Origin of the sequence: Actinomyces wuliandei (assembly GCF_004010955.1) — a bacterium.
GTDB lineage: Bacteria > Actinomycetota > Actinomycetes > Actinomycetales > Actinomycetaceae > Actinomyces > Actinomyces wuliandei.
Genome location: NZ_CP025227.1, coordinates 1,494,360 through 1,510,765, shown reverse-complemented (window position 1 = coordinate 1,510,765; position 16,406 = coordinate 1,494,360). Strand labels below are relative to the sequence as shown.

13 protein-coding genes are annotated in these 16,406 nt (G+C 68.0%); 6 read left to right on the top strand and 7 right to left on the bottom strand.

The features are described 5' to 3' along the window. Positions 1-18: 18 nt before the first annotated feature. The 7 genes from CWS50_RS06190 to CWS50_RS06160 all read right to left on the bottom strand — a co-directional run bounded on the left by CWS50_RS06190 (position 19) and on the right by CWS50_RS06160 (position 8,483). Complete coding sequence (locus CWS50_RS06190) at positions 19-1,650, bottom strand: BCCT family transporter (protein WP_127842086.1); 1,632 nt, start codon at positions 1,648-1,650, stop codon at positions 19-21. Between the two features lie 242 nt (positions 1,651-1,892). Beyond that, on the bottom strand, positions 1,893-2,669 hold the full coding sequence (locus CWS50_RS06185) for a creatininase (RefSeq protein WP_127842085.1): 777 nt from the start codon (positions 2,667-2,669) through the stop codon (positions 1,893-1,895). Positions 2,670-2,774: 105 nt separating this feature from the next. Then, positions 2,775-3,824, bottom strand: a complete 1,050-nt coding sequence (locus tag CWS50_RS06180; RefSeq protein WP_257495010.1) for a DMT family transporter — start codon at positions 3,822-3,824, stop codon at positions 2,775-2,777. Positions 3,825-3,947: 123 nt separating this feature from the next. Then, positions 3,948-5,075: a serine/threonine protein kinase gene (locus CWS50_RS06175; RefSeq protein ID WP_127842083.1), complete on the bottom strand. Its 1,128-nt coding sequence runs from the start codon at positions 5,073-5,075 to the stop codon at positions 3,948-3,950. 137 nt (positions 5,076-5,212) lie between these two features. Beyond that, positions 5,213-6,148 (bottom strand): carbamate kinase, encoded by a 936-nt coding sequence (gene arcC / locus CWS50_RS06170; protein WP_127842082.1) that lies wholly within the window; start codon positions 6,146-6,148, stop codon positions 5,213-5,215. Between the two features lie 3 nt (positions 6,149-6,151). Beyond that, positions 6,152-7,159 (bottom strand): ornithine carbamoyltransferase, encoded by a 1,008-nt coding sequence (gene argF / locus CWS50_RS06165; RefSeq protein ID WP_127842081.1) that lies wholly within the window; start codon positions 7,157-7,159, stop codon positions 6,152-6,154. A gap of 100 nt (positions 7,160-7,259) precedes the next feature. Next, on the bottom strand, positions 7,260-8,483 hold the full coding sequence (locus CWS50_RS06160; protein WP_127842080.1) for an arginine deiminase: 1,224 nt from the start codon (positions 8,481-8,483) through the stop codon (positions 7,260-7,262). A gap of 192 nt (positions 8,484-8,675) precedes the next feature. Between CWS50_RS06160 and CWS50_RS12945 the strand changes: the two genes are divergently transcribed. From CWS50_RS12945 to CWS50_RS06135, 6 genes are all read left to right on the top strand, one after another. Beyond that, entirely contained in the window at positions 8,676-8,813 is a 138-nt protein-coding gene (locus tag CWS50_RS12945) for a hypothetical protein (RefSeq protein WP_164860090.1), read from the top strand. Positions 8,814-8,967: 154 nt separating this feature from the next. Then, positions 8,968-9,927 carry a methionyl-tRNA formyltransferase gene (fmt, locus tag CWS50_RS06155; protein WP_127842079.1) on the top strand — a complete coding sequence of 320 codons (960 nt, stop codon included), beginning with the start codon at positions 8,968-8,970 and terminating at the stop codon, positions 9,925-9,927. After that, entirely contained in the window at positions 9,927-11,609 is a 1,683-nt protein-coding gene (locus CWS50_RS06150; RefSeq protein WP_127843295.1) for an RsmB/NOP family class I SAM-dependent RNA methyltransferase, read from the top strand. The genes fmt and CWS50_RS06150 overlap by 1 nt, the downstream gene beginning before the upstream one ends. Continuing rightward, positions 11,609-12,268 (top strand): ribulose-phosphate 3-epimerase, encoded by a 660-nt coding sequence (gene rpe / locus CWS50_RS06145; RefSeq protein ID WP_127843294.1) that lies wholly within the window; start codon positions 11,609-11,611, stop codon positions 12,266-12,268. The genes CWS50_RS06150 and rpe overlap by 1 nt, the downstream gene beginning before the upstream one ends. 508 nt (positions 12,269-12,776) lie before the next feature. Then, positions 12,777-14,654, top strand: coding sequence for an ATP-binding protein (locus CWS50_RS06140; RefSeq protein WP_127842078.1), 1,878 nt, complete (start codon positions 12,777-12,779; stop codon positions 14,652-14,654). A gap of 66 nt (positions 14,655-14,720) precedes the next feature. Then, positions 14,721-16,289, top strand: coding sequence for an acyl-CoA carboxylase subunit beta (locus tag CWS50_RS06135; protein ID WP_206610505.1), 1,569 nt, complete (start codon positions 14,721-14,723; stop codon positions 16,287-16,289). Positions 16,290-16,406: the final 117 nt, after the last annotated feature.

Below are 16,406 nucleotides of genomic sequence, written 5' to 3'. Positions count from 1 at the left end.
GAGCAATGCGGGCCTCTTTTATGTCTGCTCCCCGGCAAGCGTCTCCCGTAAGATGTGGCGAAAGGTGTTGGCCATCATGAGCAAAGCGACCACAGTATAAGGGAGTGCCCCGATAATAGTTCCTGTCTGGACAGTCCCCACAACGGTCTCGCCGCCGATGGTAAGCAACAAGAAAGCGATCCCGGCTATCCCTGCCACCAGCGCCACCCGGAACAGCCTCGAGGGCTGCGCCGTGGAGGAGACGAATCCGCTCAGCGCGTGGATACCGGAGTCCAGCGACGTGAGGTAGTACGTCCCCACCAATGTGGTGGCGATGAGGAGGAGCGCCAGGGCTACCGGCCTGTGGGGAATCTCTCCGAGCATGACAAAGAGCCCCAGGGAGGTGTCCTGCTGCGTGGCCCGGCTGACAGCGCCCTGCCCGGCGTCGTCGTAGTAGAGCGCCGCCCCGCCCAGCAGCCCGATCCACACGACGCAGACCAGGGAGGGGACGCCCAGGACCCCGACAACGAACTCGCGCAGCGACCGTCCCCGGGAGATGCGTGCGATGAAGGAGCCGACGAAGGTGGAGAAGGCCCAGCACCAGCACCAGATGAACACTGTCCAGGTCCCGTTCCAGCTGGAGTCCCATGACTCCAGGGTGGTGGCTGCTGAGGCGGCGTCCGTCCACGTCCCCATCCACCACATGGACCACAGGTACTGTCCGGTCGTCTGGGGGAGGACGGACAGCAGGTAGACCGTCGGCCCTGCGACGAGGACCCCAGCCATGAGGACGATGCTCAGGACTGAGTTGACCTCGCTGACCCTCCTCATGCCCTTCTCAACGCCCAGGTAGACGCTGAGCGCCGCCAGGAGGCCGATGACGACGACCACGACGGTGCGCACGGCCGGGCCGGGGACGGTACCAAAGGTCTGGCCGATGCCCGAGGACAGCTGCATGGCGGCAAAGGCGAAGGATGTGGACAGGCCGAAGACGGTGGCCAGGATGACGATGGTCTCCACCACCACGCCGACCACACTGCGGGCACGCTCAGGGAACATGTCGGTCACGGCGTCCCTGAACGTCATGAAGGACCCTCGGTTGTGGAACGACAGGGCCAGGCACAGGGCGACGACGCAGTAGATGGCCCATCCGTGGACCGCCCAGTGGAAATAGGTCCAGATCAGGGCGCCGTCGGTGTCGTCAGTGCCAACCACGTCACTGAGAGGATTGTCTGACCGGAGCAGGAGAGGCTCGGCGACGGACCAGAAGATGAGACCGATTCCCTGCCCGCAGGCGAAGAGCATGGAGTACCAGGCAAATCGGCCGTACTCTGGCCTGGCGCCCCGGCCACCCAGGACAATGGCTCCACGCCGCCCTGTGGCCATGTAGATGCAGAAGAGGAGCGCAAGCGTGGCCAGAACCACGAAGTACCAGGTAAAGCCGTTGGTGACTACGGTCCTGAAGGAGCTGATGACACTGGCTGCGGCATCGCTGTACACCACGGTGAGGATGATGACCAGGCTGACGAGCAGCAGGCTGCCCGTCTTGACCGCCCAGTCCTCACGGCGCCGACGCGGAACCGCTGTCAGGGATGAGGGCGATGAGGGCTTGGCAGCGGCGGAGGTGTCGTCGCGGTGGTCGGTGGCGTGGTGAGAGGGGGAAGTGCCCATTGGTCCCAGTCCTGTGAGCATTCTTCGCCTAGCGCTGCCTGCCGGGGCGGCCCTGGTGGGAGAGGAACCGGGGCCGCAGGCTGGTGCCCGCGCCGTGCGAACGGGTCGGCCGCAACTATATAGCAGCCACAAGCCCGCCCGCCGCCTGCGTCTGGGTCGCGGTCCACCCAGGGGGTCTGCCACGAGGTGGCACCGCAGGCAGCGGGCTAGGAGCCTCTACGTGGGGAGTCGCTATGCCTCCGCTACACTTCCAGCCGGTCTCGGACAGCCTGGACGATACCCGGCACGATAGAGGAGGCGAGCACCTTGCCCTTCTCGGCGCTGGCCTGTCGTCCGGACGACAGGCAGCCGGACTCGGGGGTCAGGTCCGGGTCCACGGGCAGCAGGTCGTACAGGGGCAGCTGGGCGGCCGGAAGGTCCATGACCCGGTCCATGGCGACCAGGTCGGGGAAGTACTCCAGCATGAGCGAGGTCTCCATGACGCCCCCGTGCTCGACGTCCCAGCCAGGAAAGCCGTCCGGGTAAAGGCGCGAGATGACATCGTCGGTGACGTAGTCCCAGTAGGACAGCATCATGACCTGGACCCCGGCCCGGTTCCCGCCGAGCTCGCGAAGCGCCAGGTCGACGCCCTCGTAGATGAACTGGTAGTTCTCGTAATGCCCGTTGACAAAGGCGATGCGCCGCGCGCCGTGGCGTGCCAGCTCACGCACCAGGGTCTGGCACACCGAGACGACCGTGCTGGCGTCGAACCCGAAGGAGCCGATGATGTGGTTGCCGCCCCCCGAGCGCTGCTGGGACTTGTAGCCAGTGGTGACAGCAGGAGCGACCAGGGCGGTCCCGAGCTCCTCAGCCACGAGCTCGGTGATCCTGGTGGACAAGAGGACGTCGACGCTGATCGGCATGTGCGGTCCGTGCTGCTCCATGGCCCCGACAGGAATGAGGACCACGGGGTCCTCCTCAGCCAGGACCTGGCGGTAGGTGAAGGCGTCCAGCCGTGTGATGCTGTGCTCGTCAGTCATGTGTGGGAGTCCTTTTCTCGACAGGTTCTTGCTGGTTCCGTGGCAGGCAGGACTGGTGGGTGGCAGGGAGACAGTGGTTGTGGGGCCGTGCCCTGGAGCAGGGTGCTACTGCGGCTGGCTCAGCGCTGCCGGGACCCGCGTGACGGCGTCCTGGTCAGTGTCTCCGTCGGCCGCGTCGCCGCGGCTGGCGGCAGAGGCGCCCCCGTCCTGCTCGTCGTTCTTCCTGGTGGAGAAGAGTATCTGTGACACCCCGCCCACGATGATGAGTGCCCCGCCCAGCGCCTGCATGAGGGTAAGAGGCTCGCTGAACAGCAGCAGGCCCAGCAGCGTCGCCATAATCGTCTCCTGGTAGGAGATGGTCGCCAGCTCCCCGGCAAGAAGGATTCGTGACGCGACGGTCAGGAAGAAGAACGCGCCGAACCCGGTCACGAAGGCGGCGACCACCAGGGTCAACCATCCACGGCTCGTCATCTCGCTGAGGTCGGGGCGCATGAAGATGAGGATGATGCCCAGCGTGACGATGGCGAAGGTGAAGTTGCAGTAGGAACGGACGTCGGAGTCGACGTCGGTGCGGTAGCGGCTGAAGAACAGGAACAGGCCGTAGGCCACGCCCGAGGCCAGCGCGACGAGGTTGCCCACCATGTACTGTGGGTCGAGGCTGAGGCTGACGTCGAACCCCTCCTCAGCGGTGTAGTTGAAAATACCGATAATCATGAGGCAGCCCACCACCACGGCGGCCAGGGAGAACGCCGTCACCCTGGTGAAAGGCTCCTTGAGGAAGATGGTGGCCAGGATCGTCGAGTAGATGGGGCCGGTGTAGATGAGGAAGGCCGCGTTGGACAGCGTCGTCATCTGCGTCGACATGACGTACAGCCCTGACAGAAGGCCGAGGAACACACCGGTCAGCAGGACGGCCGGGGTGAGTCGGAACCCCCTGAACTTGTTGAACCGACGAGTGACGACAAAGATCAGGGTCATCCCGATGAACCCTGCAAAGCTCCTGTTGAAGGAGATGAAGATCCCCGGGGCCTCAATGTACCGGGCGAATGCGCCGATTCCGCCCATGAGGCTTGAGGAAAGGAACATGAACGCAAAGCCCTTCAGCTTTGCTTGACCCAATGAATCCAACGTCCGCTCCTTTGCGGTTATCGCCACTGCCGCTCGGCAGGTGGGTGTTTTCTGTAGTCGTGGGGAAGTCTGTGACAGTGTGGGCACTGAGGCTGGTGAGGGATGAGCGGGGGCGGCGGCCTGATAGCCGCCGCCCCCGGTACTACCGGATCAGACGAGGGTCGGGTCCTCGATCTGGTTCGGGAAGTAGTCCTCGCAGGTACCCTCGCGATAGACGTCGGCCGTGGCGCAGTGCAGGCCGCCACCGAAGGCGTAGGCGTCACGGAAGGGAACCGGGATGACGTTCATGCCCAGCTTGTCCATCTGCTCCATCTGGTGGACCTCGCTGGCCTCGACACACACGGTCTTGTGGTCGATGACCAGGCAGTTCATGGACAGCCACACGGAGGAGTAGCACAACGGCGGGGGCGTGTCGTGCGCGGGCTGAGCAGCGTCGACGATCTCCCAGTCGTTGGCCTCGAAGATCTTGCGCTGCTCCTCGGGCAGGCGGCGGTGCGGGTTGTTGATGATAAGACCCGGCCGCAGCGGGACGAAGGTGGCGTCGATGTGGATCGGGTAGGGGTCGCCGGGGAAGTTCACCGCGTGCACCCGCAGGTCGGGGTAGTAGCGCTTGAACCACTCCATGGCCGTGCGGTTAGTGGTCAGGCCGTGCTGGATGAACAGGTCCTTACCGACGCGCATGACGTCAGCGGCGTCCCACATGGGCTCGAACTCAGTGGTGACGAAGTCCTTGGCAGCGGTACGCTCAAGACGCTCCTCAAGGGAGATCTTCTCGTCGTAGTAGTTGTGCTTGTAGGACTTGTCGGTCAGGCGAGGACGAGGGGCCTGGGTCCACAGGAACTCCGGGTCGTTGTCGAAGTACTCCTTCATCAGGGGCCAGTAGGCCAGGTACTCGAAGTAGCGGCAGCGGAAGGAGTTGGCCGAGGAGATGATCTCCTTGCCGATGGTGAGCAGGATGTCGCGGGGAGGCATCTGCGTGAACCCGGACTCCGTGCGGAAGTCCGGCGTCGTGATGGCCTGGTTCCACTGCAGCGGCGTGGGCCGGTCAACCTTGACACCAAGTCCCTCAAGGATCTTGACGTAGTTGTCCAGCTGCTCGTTGGCGGCCTCGACCGTGGCAGTGGGGCGGGGGCCCCACATCCCACGCATCTCGGAGTCGATCGGCACCTTCTCAGAAGTAGCAGGCTCCTCCGGAGGGATGACGGAGAAGTCCGCGCGGCCGACGATGACGTGCTTGAGCGGGTCAAAGTCGTTCCACGAGTTGACGATCTTGGTCATGTGTTGTCACTTCCTTGTGCTTGCTTCACGTTGACAGGTGGTGCGGCTGGTACCTGCCAGGTACCAGCGCCGTGGGTGCCGTGGCAGTCTGCTGGCAGTCATCGCCTCCTTTCTCGTACGAGATGCAGCCTCGGCTCTCAGGCAGCCCGTGGACCGTTGTTTTTCACGTCCTGGGTGACGACAGTCCCGGACTCACCCGAGATGATCCTAGTGGCATCCTCCAGGCGCCCGATGGCAGCCATGCCGCCGGTACTCTCAACAAAACGACTTACCGCCTCGACCTTGGGGCCCATAGAGCCCGCTGGCAGGCCCATGCCGCGCAGCTCCTCGGGCGTGGCCCGGGGAACCTGCTGCTGCTGCGGTGTGCCGTAGCCGGTGAAGACGCCGTCGACGTCGGTGAGGATGAGCAGCGCGTCGGCCTGGACCGCCTGGGCGAGGACCGAGGCAGTAAGGTCCTTGTCGATCACGGCCTCGACACCCTTGAGCCGACCGTCCTCGTCGCGTACCACAGGGACGCCGCCGCCGCCGGCGCACACCACGACCGTGCCCCGCTCAACCAGCGCTCGTACGGTGTCGGTCTCGATGATGGCCTGAGGCTGGGGAGAGCCCACCACGCGGCGGAAGAACTGCCCGTCGGCCTTGACCACCCAGCCACGCTCCTGCGCCAGCCGCGTGGCCGTGGCCTCGTCGTAGACCTCGCCGACGAACTTGGTCGGGTTGGCAAAGGCCGGGTCGTCCGCTGAGACCAGCGTCTGGTTGACCAGGGCCGCCACCTCGTGCTCCGGCATCTCGTTGCGCACGGCCTGCAGCAGCCAGTAGCCGATCATGCCCTGGGTCTCGGCACCAAGGGTGTCGAAGGGGTAGGGCTCGCTGAGCCTCTCGTCGTTGGCCGACTCCAGGGCCAGGACACCCACCTGGGGGCCGTTGCCGTGGGTGATGACGAGCTCGTGCTCCCTGGCCAGCTCAGCGAGCTGCCTGGCGGCCTGCTCCACGTTGGCGATCTGGGTGCGGGCGTCGGGCTTGTCACCACGACGCAGGAGCGCGTTGCCTCCTAGTGCAGCTACGATACGCATCTGTCAGTTCCACTCACCCAGGGTCGCGACCATGACAGCCTTGATCGTGTGCATCCGGTTCTCGGCCTGGTCGAAGGCCACGTTGCGCTCCGACTCAAAGACGTCGTCGGTGACTTCCAGCCCGTCCATGCCGGTCTTGGCAAAGATGTCCTCGCCCACGGTGGTGTTGCGGTCATGGAAGGCGGGCAGGCAGTGGAGGAACTTCACGTCGGGGTTGCCTGTGGCCTCCACGAGCGCAGCGTTGACCTGGTAGGGGCGCAGCAGCGCGATGCGCTCGTCCCAGACCTCCTTAGCCTCCCCCATGGAGACCCAGACGTCGGTGTAGAGGAAGTCCACCCCGGCCACGCCTGCGGCGACGTCGTCGGTGATGAGGATCTTCGCCCCACTGTCCTTGGCGAGCCGCTCAGCCTCGGCCACGACCTCGGGGGGAGTCTGCAGCTCGGCCGGGGCCACCATGCGTACGTCCATACCGGTCAGGGCTGCGGCGACCAGCAGGGAGTTGGCCACGTTGTTGCGGGCGTCGCCCAGGTAGGCGAAGGAGATCTCCTCAATGGGCTTGCCGGAGTGCTCCAGCATGGTCAGCTGGTCAGCAAGCATCTGGGTGGGGTGCCACTCGTCGGTCAGGCCGTTCCACACCGGGACCCCCGACAGGGCGGCGAGCTGTTCGACATGCTCCTGCTTCTTGCCGCGGAACTCGATCCCGTCGTAGAAGCGGCCGAGCACACGGGCGGTGTCAGCGACGGACTCCTTGTGACCCATCTGGCTGCCCGAGGGGTCCAGGTAGGTCACCTGCGCCCCCTGGTCGTAGGCGGCGACCTCGAAGGAGCAGCGGGTACGCGTGGAGGTCTTCTCAAAGATGAGGGCAATGTTCTTGCCCGTGAGGCGCTTGACCTCACGTCCCGCCTTCTTGTCCGCCTTGAGCTGTGCGGACAGGTCGAGCAGAGACTTCCACTCCTCGGCCGTGAAGTCGAGCTCCTTGAGGAAGCTGCGGTTGTGCAGTGGATGGGGCATCTAGCTCTCCTTAGGTGTTGCGGATACTACTGAAGGAAACAGGTAGGACAGGTCCAGGAGGCCCGGTCACGTCCTGCCCGGGGTGCGACGCAGCCCTGGCCTACGGCTGCACCGGGTCACGGAGGGTGGGGCAGCTCATGCAGTGCGGGCCGCCCCGCCCCCGGCCAAGCTCGGAGCCAGGAACTGCCAGGACCTCAATGCCGTTGCTGGCGAGGTACTCGTTGGTCGCCTCGTTGCGCTCATAGGTCACGACGACACCGGGGGCGACGGCCAGCGTGTTGCAGCCGTCGTCCCACTGCTCACGGGCTGCTGCCAGGCTGTCCTGGGGGGTGACGAGCACCTTCAGGTCGTCCAGGCCCAGGGCCTGGGCGATGACTCGGTGCATGTCCTCAGGGGCGTTGCGGGTCACGCTTATGCCAGCCCCCTCGGGACGCAGCGTCACGGTGGGAAGCATCCCCAGGTCGGCGTACTTGGTGAAGGTGCCGATGTCGACCATCGTCATGACGGTGTCCAGGTGCATCTGGGCACGGTTCCTGCTCATCTCCACGGCGATCACCTGGGTGACCTCACCGCCCGCAAACAGCCGCGAGGCCAGCCTCTCCACGCCCTGGGGGCAGGTGCGCTCGGAGACACCCACCAGGACGGCTCCGTTGCCGATGACCTCGACGTCGCCACCCTCGACGGTGGCGACGCCGGTCTCGACGTCCTCGACCCACACGGGGAAGTCCGCCCCGGCGAAGCGGGGGTGCCAGCGGTAGATAGCCTGGTAGTTGATGGTCTCGCGCTGGCGGGCCGCCATCGTCATCGAATTGAGGGACACCCCGCTGTAGAGCCAGCAGGAGGTGTCCCGGGTGAACAGGTGGTTGGTCAGGGGGCTCAGCAGCAGGTCATCGTCCCCCATGAGCGACAGCGGCAGGGAGTCGGGGCAGGAGAACCGTTCGAGGAGCTCCCTCTTGGTGATGCCGGCCACAAGGATGTCAGCCAGCTCGGCGGCGGGCAGGTCCTCGACCTGCTCGTGCAGCGTCCCGGCCAGCTGCGGACCCCAGGAGCCCTCGCTGAACGTGCCGGCAAGAAGGAAGCTCCTTGCCTCGGCAACCTCCAGGGTCTCGGTCAGCAGGTCGCCGAGGTAGAGGACCTCGGCCCCCTGGTCGGTGAGAGTGCGGGCGAACTGGTCGTGCTCCTGCTGCGCCCTCTCCAGCCACAGGACGTCGTCAAACAGGAGGCTGTCCTTGTTCTGCGGGGTCAGTCGCAGCATCTCGCGGCCAGGCCGGTGCAGGATGACCTGCCTAAGCCTCCCGATCTCGGAGTCCACAGAGAAACTCATGATTCCCTCTCTGGCACGACGATGTGCCAAGACTATCGGTGCTCGCTGTCCGGTGCCGGGCAGCGAGCCCATGGTGCTCGCGCCTTGAAGTGGTACAAGCGTACCAGAGTTTGCCGTGACGGGCGACCAGGGGACACCGGGGCGGCGTGCCGCTTGGGCCGTGGGGGCGTGCGCGGCGCTACCGTCACTGCCGTGGTCGGCACGACCAGCGCCACCACCAGCACTGCTGGCGCTACCAGCGCTGTCGGTGCCGTCGGGGTGCCTGGCGCACCTCGTGACGGGGTAGAGGGCGCAAGGAGTGCCCCGGCCCCTGTCCTGAGCGGTCCTTGACGTCGGAAACGTCCCGTACGCCCTGACCAGCGTCGAGGCCCGCTCCTTCGCCCGGGCGTGCCACCTGCTCCCGCAGCCGGTCCTGTTTCTGCCTTGCGCGGGACCCACGGGTTCCTAGCCTGGCAGGCGCTGCGGACCTCGTAGAGTGTGACTCATGCGCGTCCTGTTCGCCGGAACCCCCGAGACAGCCCTTCCCTGCCTGCACGCCCTCCTGGGCTCCGAGCACGAGGTGGTTGGGGTCCTGACGCGGGCGGACGCGCGCCGAGGCAGGGGACGGAGCCTGCGACCCTCCCCCGTGGCGTCCCTGGCCCGGCAGGCGGGGCTGGAGGTGCGCACGCCCGCCACCTTGAGGGAGCCGGGGGTGGACGACTGGCTCCGGTCCCTGGACCTCGGGGCTGCCGTCGTGGTGGCCTACGGCCGTCTGGTGCCGCCAGCGCTGCTGGAGGTGCCTGCCCACGGGTGGCTCAACCTCCACTTCTCGCTGCTCCCGAGGTGGAGGGGGGCCGCCCCCGTCCAGCGTGCCGTCCTCGCAGGTGAGGAGACCACGGGCGTGAGTGTGTTCCGGCTGGAGGAGGGCCTGGACACCGGGCCGGTGTACGCCAGGCTTCCCGAGCCGGTCGGCCCCAGGGACACCAGCGGGGACCTCCTGGAGCGCCTGGCCGCCACGGGTGCCCCCCTCGTCCTTGACGTGCTGCGCTCCCTGGAGGAGGGCACGGCCCGGGCGCAGCCCCAGGACGGGTCCAGGGCCACCCTGGCCCCCGCGCTCACCGCTGAGGAGGGGCGTGTCCGCTGGGCCGAGGAGGCCTCCACCGTGGCGCGCCAGGTCCGGGGCGTCACCCCGGCCCCGGGCGCCTACACCACCTTCCAGGGCAGGAGGCTGCTTCTGGGCAGCGTCGTCCCGGTGCCGCAGGAGACCGCTCTGCGCCCTGGCCAGCTGCGTGTCTCCAAGCACGAGGTCCTTGTCGGTACCGGAGTGGGAGCCGTCCGTCTGGGCAGGGTGGCACCAGCGGGAAGGAGCTGGATGGATGCCGAGGCGTGGGCGCGAGGAGCACGTCCGCCACAGGGCAGTCTCCTAGGGGCTGAGCCACGCACCGAGGACAAGGCGGTGTCGTGATGCCCGGGCGCAGCAGCCGTGACCCACGAGTCCCGCACCATGACGGGAGGAGGAGGCGACCTCGGCACGGCGGGCTGCCCAGGGCATCCTCAGGCCGGGGCGGCTCCGGCGCACCGGGGCGTACACAGGGACGTCGTACGCAGGGATTCCGGGAGGCTGATCCTGCCCGCACCATCGCCCTGGAGGTCCTGACCAGGGTGCGCACCGAGGGTGCCTTCGCCAACCTCGTCCTGCCCTCCCTGGTCGAGGAGGCCCGGCTGAGTCGGCTCGACGCTGGCTTCGCCACCGCCCTGACCTACGGGACGCTACGTCTCCAGGGCCGCTACGACGCCATTGTCGGCCTGTGCCTCAACCAGCCGACCACCACGCTGGACGGCGTCGTCCTTGATGTCCTGCGTCTCGGGGCGCACCAGCTCCTGGGGATGCGTGTCCCGGCCCACGCCGCTGTGTCAACCTCGGTGGACCTGGTGGGGGGCACGTCGGGACACCGGGCCTCGGGACTGGTCAACGCGGTACTGCGCCGTGTGGGCCGCAGGTCTGTGCAGGAGTGGCTCGCCCGGCTGCACCAGGACGCTGACCACGACCTGGAGGCGCTGGCGGCCACCGAGTCCCACCCACTGTGGGTCGTCAAGGCCCTGCGACAGGCACTTCTCACGCATGACAGGTCCGCCGAGGAGCTGGGCGACCTGCTGTCGGCGGACAACCAGGACCCTGAGGTAGTCCTGTGCGCCCGCCCCGGGCTCGTCTCCGTCCCGGCACTGGTGGAGGAGGTCTCCTCCGGGCACGGGCAGCGGGCGCAGGCCGGGCGTGTCAGCCCCCTGGCCGTCGTCATGGGGGAGGGAGACCCCGGGCGGGTCACTGCGGTCGCCCAGGCCCGGGCGGGCGTGGAGGACGAGGGCAGCCAGCTGGTGGCCCTTCTACTGGCTCAGGCCAGCCTTGAGGGCAGTGACTCCCGCTGGCTCGACATGTGCGCCGGTCCTGGGGGCAAGGCGGCGCTGCTGGGGTCCCTGGCCGCCCAGCGGGGAGCCCGCCTGGTGGCTAACGAGCCTGCCGCCCACCGGGCCGAGCTGGTGCGGGCCGCTGCCCGTGCGCTGCCGCCGGGCAGTATTGAGGTCCGCTGCGGTGACGGACGTGACATCGGCAGCCAGGAGCCGGGCAGCTACGACCGCGTCCTGGTGGACGCGCCCTGCTCGGGGCTGGGGTCGCTGCGGCGCCGCCCGGAGTCCCGGTGGCGGCGCACCCAGGCTGACGTGACCGAGCTCGCCGTCCTCCAGCGCGAGCTGCTCTCCAGCGCGCTGTCTGCCGTGCGCCCCGGGGGAGTCGTTGCCTACGTCACTTGTTCTCCCCACGTGCTAGAGACGGTCATGGTCGTCCAGGACGTCCTGCGGCGCCTGGAGCGGGGGGGCAGTGGAAACAGGGAGGACGAGGAGGGCAGGGTCGTCGAGGTCCTGCACGCGGGACACCTGTCCGCCGAGGTCGCTCGTCGCCCGCCCGTGGGAGCGTCCCGTCCGATGCTGCAGCTGTGGCCGCACCTGGACGGCACCGACGCCATGTTCTGCGCCCTGCTGCGTCCGGTGTGTCAGCCGCCTCGCCCCGGCCCGGTGCCGCGGCTACCAGTCCGTCCGCCTGACCGCACCCAGCTACCGGGCAGGCGGGTACCTCTACCCCAGGAGCCACGATGATGAGGTCACCAGCGATCCACCCCTCGATCCTCAACTGCGACATCGCCCACCTTGCCGACGAGCTGTCCCGGGTCAGCACTGCCGACGGCGTGCACGTCGACGTCATGGACAACCACTTTGTGCCCAACCTGTCCTGGGGGATGCCTGTCGTAGAGGCGGTGCTGGCTGCGACAGCGCTGCCGGTGGACGCCCACCTCATGATCGAGGACCCTGACCGCTGGGCGCCGACCTATGCGGAGGCAGGGTGCGACGTGGTCACCGTGCACGCGGAGGCGGCGGCGGCTCCTGTGCGCCTGGCGCACGAGCTGCACCGCCTGGGGGCGCGGGCGGGGCTGGCGCTGAGGCCGGCGACCAGCATCGAGGCCGTGGCGGACGTCGTGGGGGAGTTCGATCTCCTGCTCGTCATGACCGTCGAGCCCGGTTTCGGCGGTCAGCGCTTCCTGGAGCCGATGCTGGCCAAGATCGAGCGCGCCCGTCGGCTCGTGGGCAGTGCCGGGATACGCCTCCAGGTCGACGGCGGTATCACCCCGCAGACCATCGAGCGGGCGGCCGAGGCTGGAGCAGAGGTGTTCGTGGCCGGGTCCGCGGTCTATCGGGCCCAGGACGCCCAGGCGGCGATCTCCGAGCTGCGGGGCCTTGCCGGGAGGCACTGCTGCTGAGGCTGCGCGGTCAGCATGCGATCACTTGCGTAGTCACTGCGCGGCACCGGCGCGGCTCTGTCCGGCCGTGACACTGCAAGTGACTCGTGTGGCCTGAGTGCCCAGCGGGACAGGTGGGCTCCAAGGGGACGACGTCTGCGCTCATTGTGGGAAACCTCAAGTTCGCGAGAGGGTGCGAGAGGCGCCTTTCTCGACTCTGTTGTGCGGCGCCGTGCATAGCCTCTCGCCCCCCGAGCCAACGTCGGCAGTCTTCTTTGTGAGGTTTCCACAAATGGATTCCAGGGGCGTCATCCCGTAACGTCTCGCCTAATAGCGCTTGCCCGACGTTCGTCGCCCTGCGTTCGCGGGCAGGCAGGCCTCGTCTGTCGGCCACGCCTCCTGCCGCTCTGGCCCCGGACGGCTCGGCCTGGCTGCCGCGAGGCTGATGGGCGTCAAGGACGCCTGCACGACCTGGACCAGGGCGGACGCGGGACAACTATGAGTTTTATGAGCTTAAGGAGGCACATCGGTGACCCTCTCCCGTATCCTCGTCGCCAACCGCGGTGAGATCGCCCTGCGCGTCGTGCGCACGGTCCGCGACCTCGGTGCGACGTCGGTTCTTCCCTACACCCCCGAGGACCTCATGAGCCCGGCTGCCGAGCTCGCTGACGAGGCCTACGCCCTGCCTGAGGGGTCCTCCTACACAGATGCTGACGCGGTCCTGGGGCTGGCCCGTGCCACGGGGGCGGATGCTGTCCACCCCGGCTACGGATTCCTGTCCGAGGACGCCGACTTCGCCCGGGCCGTCATCGAGGCGGGCCTGACGTGGGTCGGCCCCTCACCCACGGCGATGGAGGCACTCGGGGACAAGATGAGCGCGCGCCAGACCGCGGAGGCAGCCGCTGTCGCACCAGTCCCTGGAGTCACGGAGGCGGTGACCGACCCACAGGTGGTCACCCAGTTCGCAGCCCGGTACGGCTATCCCGTCGCGCTCAAGCGGACTGACGGCGGTGGCGGCAGGGGCATCACCGTCCTGCGCTCCGACGAGGAGGTGGGCTCCACGCCCGCTCTCCAGTCTGCGACCGCAGGAAGCGCCACCCTCATTCTGGAGAAGTTCGTGGAGGAGGCACGGCACGTCGAGACCCAGTGCGCCCGTGACGTCCACGGTGGCTTTACCGTGGTCTCAACCCGTGACTGCACCCTCCAGCGTCGCAACCAGAAGCTGTTTGAGGAGGCTCCCGCCCCCTTCCTGCCCCCGGGTCTGCACGAACGCCTCGTGGAGGCGTCCCGCCGCCTCATGGACGCTGTGGACTACGTGGGGGTGGCTACCTGCGAGTTCCTCCTCACGCCCGAGGGCGACCTGTGGTTCCTGGAGGTCAATCCTCGTCTCCAGGTCGAGCACTGCGTCTCAGAGGAGGTGACGGGCACCGACCTGGTCGAGCTCCAGCTGCGGCTGGCCCAGGGGGAGCACCTCGGTGAGGTCGGCACGGTCCGCGGGCACTGCGTCGAGATGCGCGTCACCTGCGAGGACCCTGCGCAGGGGCTGGCCCCGTCCACCGGGGCCATCACCCGGCTGCGCTGGCCGACGGGGCCGGGTATCAGGATCGAGTCAGGCGTGACCGAGGGGGACGTGGTCACCCCGATGTTCGACCCGATGCTCGCCAAGATCGTTGTGACCGGCTCCACCCGCGACCAGGCCCTGGCCCGGGCGCGCAGGGCGCTGCGGGAGACCGTCGTGGAGGGGGTGACCGTGTGCACGTCCCTGCACGAGGAGGTCCTCGGTCGGGAGGCCTTCACCTGCCCGGACCAGGACGGTCGCCTCGGGGTCACGACCCGGTGGATCGAGAACGAGGTGCTCCCGGCCCTGGCTCAGGACCCCCCCGCAGCGGCGGGCGTCCACATCGAGCCGCCCTCCTCGCCCCGGACACGCTCCCAGTACGTCATCGAGGTCAACGGTCGTCGCGTGCAGCTGACGCTGCCTGACGGGATCCTCACTGCCTCCGCACCGGGGCAGGGGGTCGGCTCTCGGGGACGTCGTATGCAGCCTTTGCGCTCTCGTGGATCGGCGGGTGCTACCCGCTCCTCCAGGCCAGCGGGCACGGGTGCTGACGCCTCGGGCTCCGGGTCGGGGTCGATCGCCGCCCCGATGCAGGCGATCGTGACCCGTATCTGCGTGGAGCCTGGTCAGCAGGTCTACGAGGGGGACCTGCTGGTAGTGCTGGAGTCCATGAAGATGGAGAACTACGTCCACGCCCCCTACGACGGCACCGTCAGGGACATTCCCGTCAGCGCCGGGCGCACCGTGTCCGCCGGGGAGGTCCTGGTCAACCTGGCTGCCGTCAGCGACGGCCCTGACAGTCCTGGCAGCATCAACAGTCCTGGCAGCACCGGCAGCAAGGAGGCCTGAGCCGTGACCAGCAACGCGACAGCACCATCGACCGGTGCGGAGACGACGGCCGCCGGGGGCAGCTCCATGGCGGACTCGGCTGTGACTACAGCGTTCCGTGAGCGTATGGCCAGGGTTGACCGCGAGGCCGAGGAACGTGCCGCCCACAGGCAGCACGCCAAGGGCAAGCGGACCGCGCGTGAGCGCATCGACGACCTTCTCGACGACTCCAGCTTCCTGGAGATCGGCCGCTACAGCGGCTCCGGGGCTGGTAACCACGCCCGCCCCTCAGGCGTGGTTACCGGCTTCGGGCAGATTGACGGCCGCCAGGTGGCTGTCTACTCCCAGGACTTCTCCGTGTCAGGCGGCGCCCTGGGCACGGTTGAGGGGGACAAGATCGTCCGGCTGCTGGACGACGCCCTGCGGCTGCGCGTCCCCGTGATCGGCCTGATCGACTCCGGCGGCGCCAAGATCCAGGAGGGGGTGGGTGCCCTGCGCCAGTACGGCCGGATTTTCAACCGCACCTGTGCCGCCTCCGGTCTCGTGCCCCAGATCAGCGTCATCCTTGGTCCGTGCGCCGGAGGCGCGGTCTACAGCCCTGCCCTGACCGACTTCGTCATCGCTACCCGCGAGGCCTCCCACATGTTCGTGACAGGACCGGACGTGGTCCGTGCCGTGACCGGGGAGTCCATCAGTGCCGAGGACCTGGGAGGAGCCCGTATCCACGGCTCCGTGTCGGGTGTGGTGCACTACGTGGCCGAGGACGAGGCCGACGCGCTGGGGCAGGTGCGCACCCTGCTGGCCTACCTTCCCTCCTCGGCCGAGCTGGAGGCGCCTCGCTACTCCTACGAGGAGCAGGACGCCGAGGCGGACGCCCAGACTGCCCGGGAGGTGGGCAGCCTGGTGCCCTCCTCGACCCGGCAGGCCTATGACGTCGTCGAGGTCGTGTCGGCCCTGGTCGACCACGGCGAGCTGGTTCAGGTCCAGGAGGAGTTCGCGGGCAACGTGGTGGTGGGCTTCGCCTGCTTTGGAGGGCGTCCGACGGGGATCGTGGCCAACCAGCCCTTGGTGGACGCCGGGACCCTGGACGTGGACGCCTCCGAGAAGCTGGCGCGCTTCGTCCGGTTCTGCGACGCCTTCGGGCTGCCGGTGGTGACTTTTGTGGACGTGCCCGGCTACCGCCCCGGGGCTGAGCAGGAGCACGCCGGCATCATCCGCCGGGGGGCGAAGGTCATCAACGCCTACGCCACCGCCACCGTCCCCCTGGTCACGGTGGTCCTGCGCAAGGCCTACGGCGGTGCCTACATCGTCATGGGCTCCAAGGCGATCGGGGCGGACCTCAACTTCTGTTGGCCAGGCGCCGAGATCGCGGTGCTGGGCGCGGCCGGGGCCGTCGGCATCATCCACCGCAGGGACCTCGCGCGCGTGCGCCAGGAGCAGGGCGAGGACGCCGCCGCCGCCGAGCAGGAGCGCCTGACCGCCGAGTACACCGAGTCGGTCATCAACCCGGACAAGGCGGTTGCCATCGGTGAGATCGACGCCGTGATCGCCCCGGAGGACACCCGGACGGTCATTGTCGACTCCCTGGCAGCGCTGAGCGCCAAGAACGAGGCGAGACCAGCCTCTCCCAAGAAGCACGACAACGTGCCCCTCTGAACGTGCCCCTGCCAGGGAGCCCGCCGGGCTCCTCCACGCGTCCACGCACCGGCCGTACCACCTCTCGCACCTCAGGACGGACTCTATGACCAGAATCGCCTAGGATCGGAGAGATCC

Bases quoted from the DNA above. Each gene is read 5' to 3' on its own strand.
- argF (WP_127842081.1), bottom strand. From the start codon at position 7,159: ATGCCCCATCCACTGCACAACCGCAGCTTCCTCAAGGAGCTCGACTTC.
- CWS50_RS06185 (WP_127842085.1), bottom strand. From the start codon at position 2,669: ATGACTGACGAGCACAGCATCACACGGCTGGACGCCTTCACCTACCGC.
- rpe (WP_127843294.1), top strand. From the start codon at position 11,609: ATGAGGTCACCAGCGATCCACCCCTCGATCCTCAACTGCGACATCGCC.
- fmt (WP_127842079.1), top strand. From the start codon at position 8,968: ATGCGCGTCCTGTTCGCCGGAACCCCCGAGACAGCCCTTCCCTGCCTG.
- CWS50_RS06160 (WP_127842080.1), bottom strand. From the start codon at position 8,483: ATGAGTTTCTCTGTGGACTCCGAGATCGGGAGGCTTAGGCAGGTCATC.
- arcC (WP_127842082.1), bottom strand. From the start codon at position 6,148: ATGCGTATCGTAGCTGCACTAGGAGGCAACGCGCTCCTGCGTCGTGGT.
- CWS50_RS06135 (WP_206610505.1), top strand. From the start codon at position 14,721: ATGGCGGACTCGGCTGTGACTACAGCGTTCCGTGAGCGTATGGCCAGG.
- CWS50_RS06150 (WP_127843295.1), top strand. From the start codon at position 9,927: ATGCCCGGGCGCAGCAGCCGTGACCCACGAGTCCCGCACCATGACGGG.
- CWS50_RS06175 (WP_127842083.1), bottom strand. From the start codon at position 5,075: ATGACCAAGATCGTCAACTCGTGGAACGACTTTGACCCGCTCAAGCAC.
- CWS50_RS06190 (WP_127842086.1), bottom strand. From the start codon at position 1,650: ATGGGCACTTCCCCCTCTCACCACGCCACCGACCACCGCGACGACACC.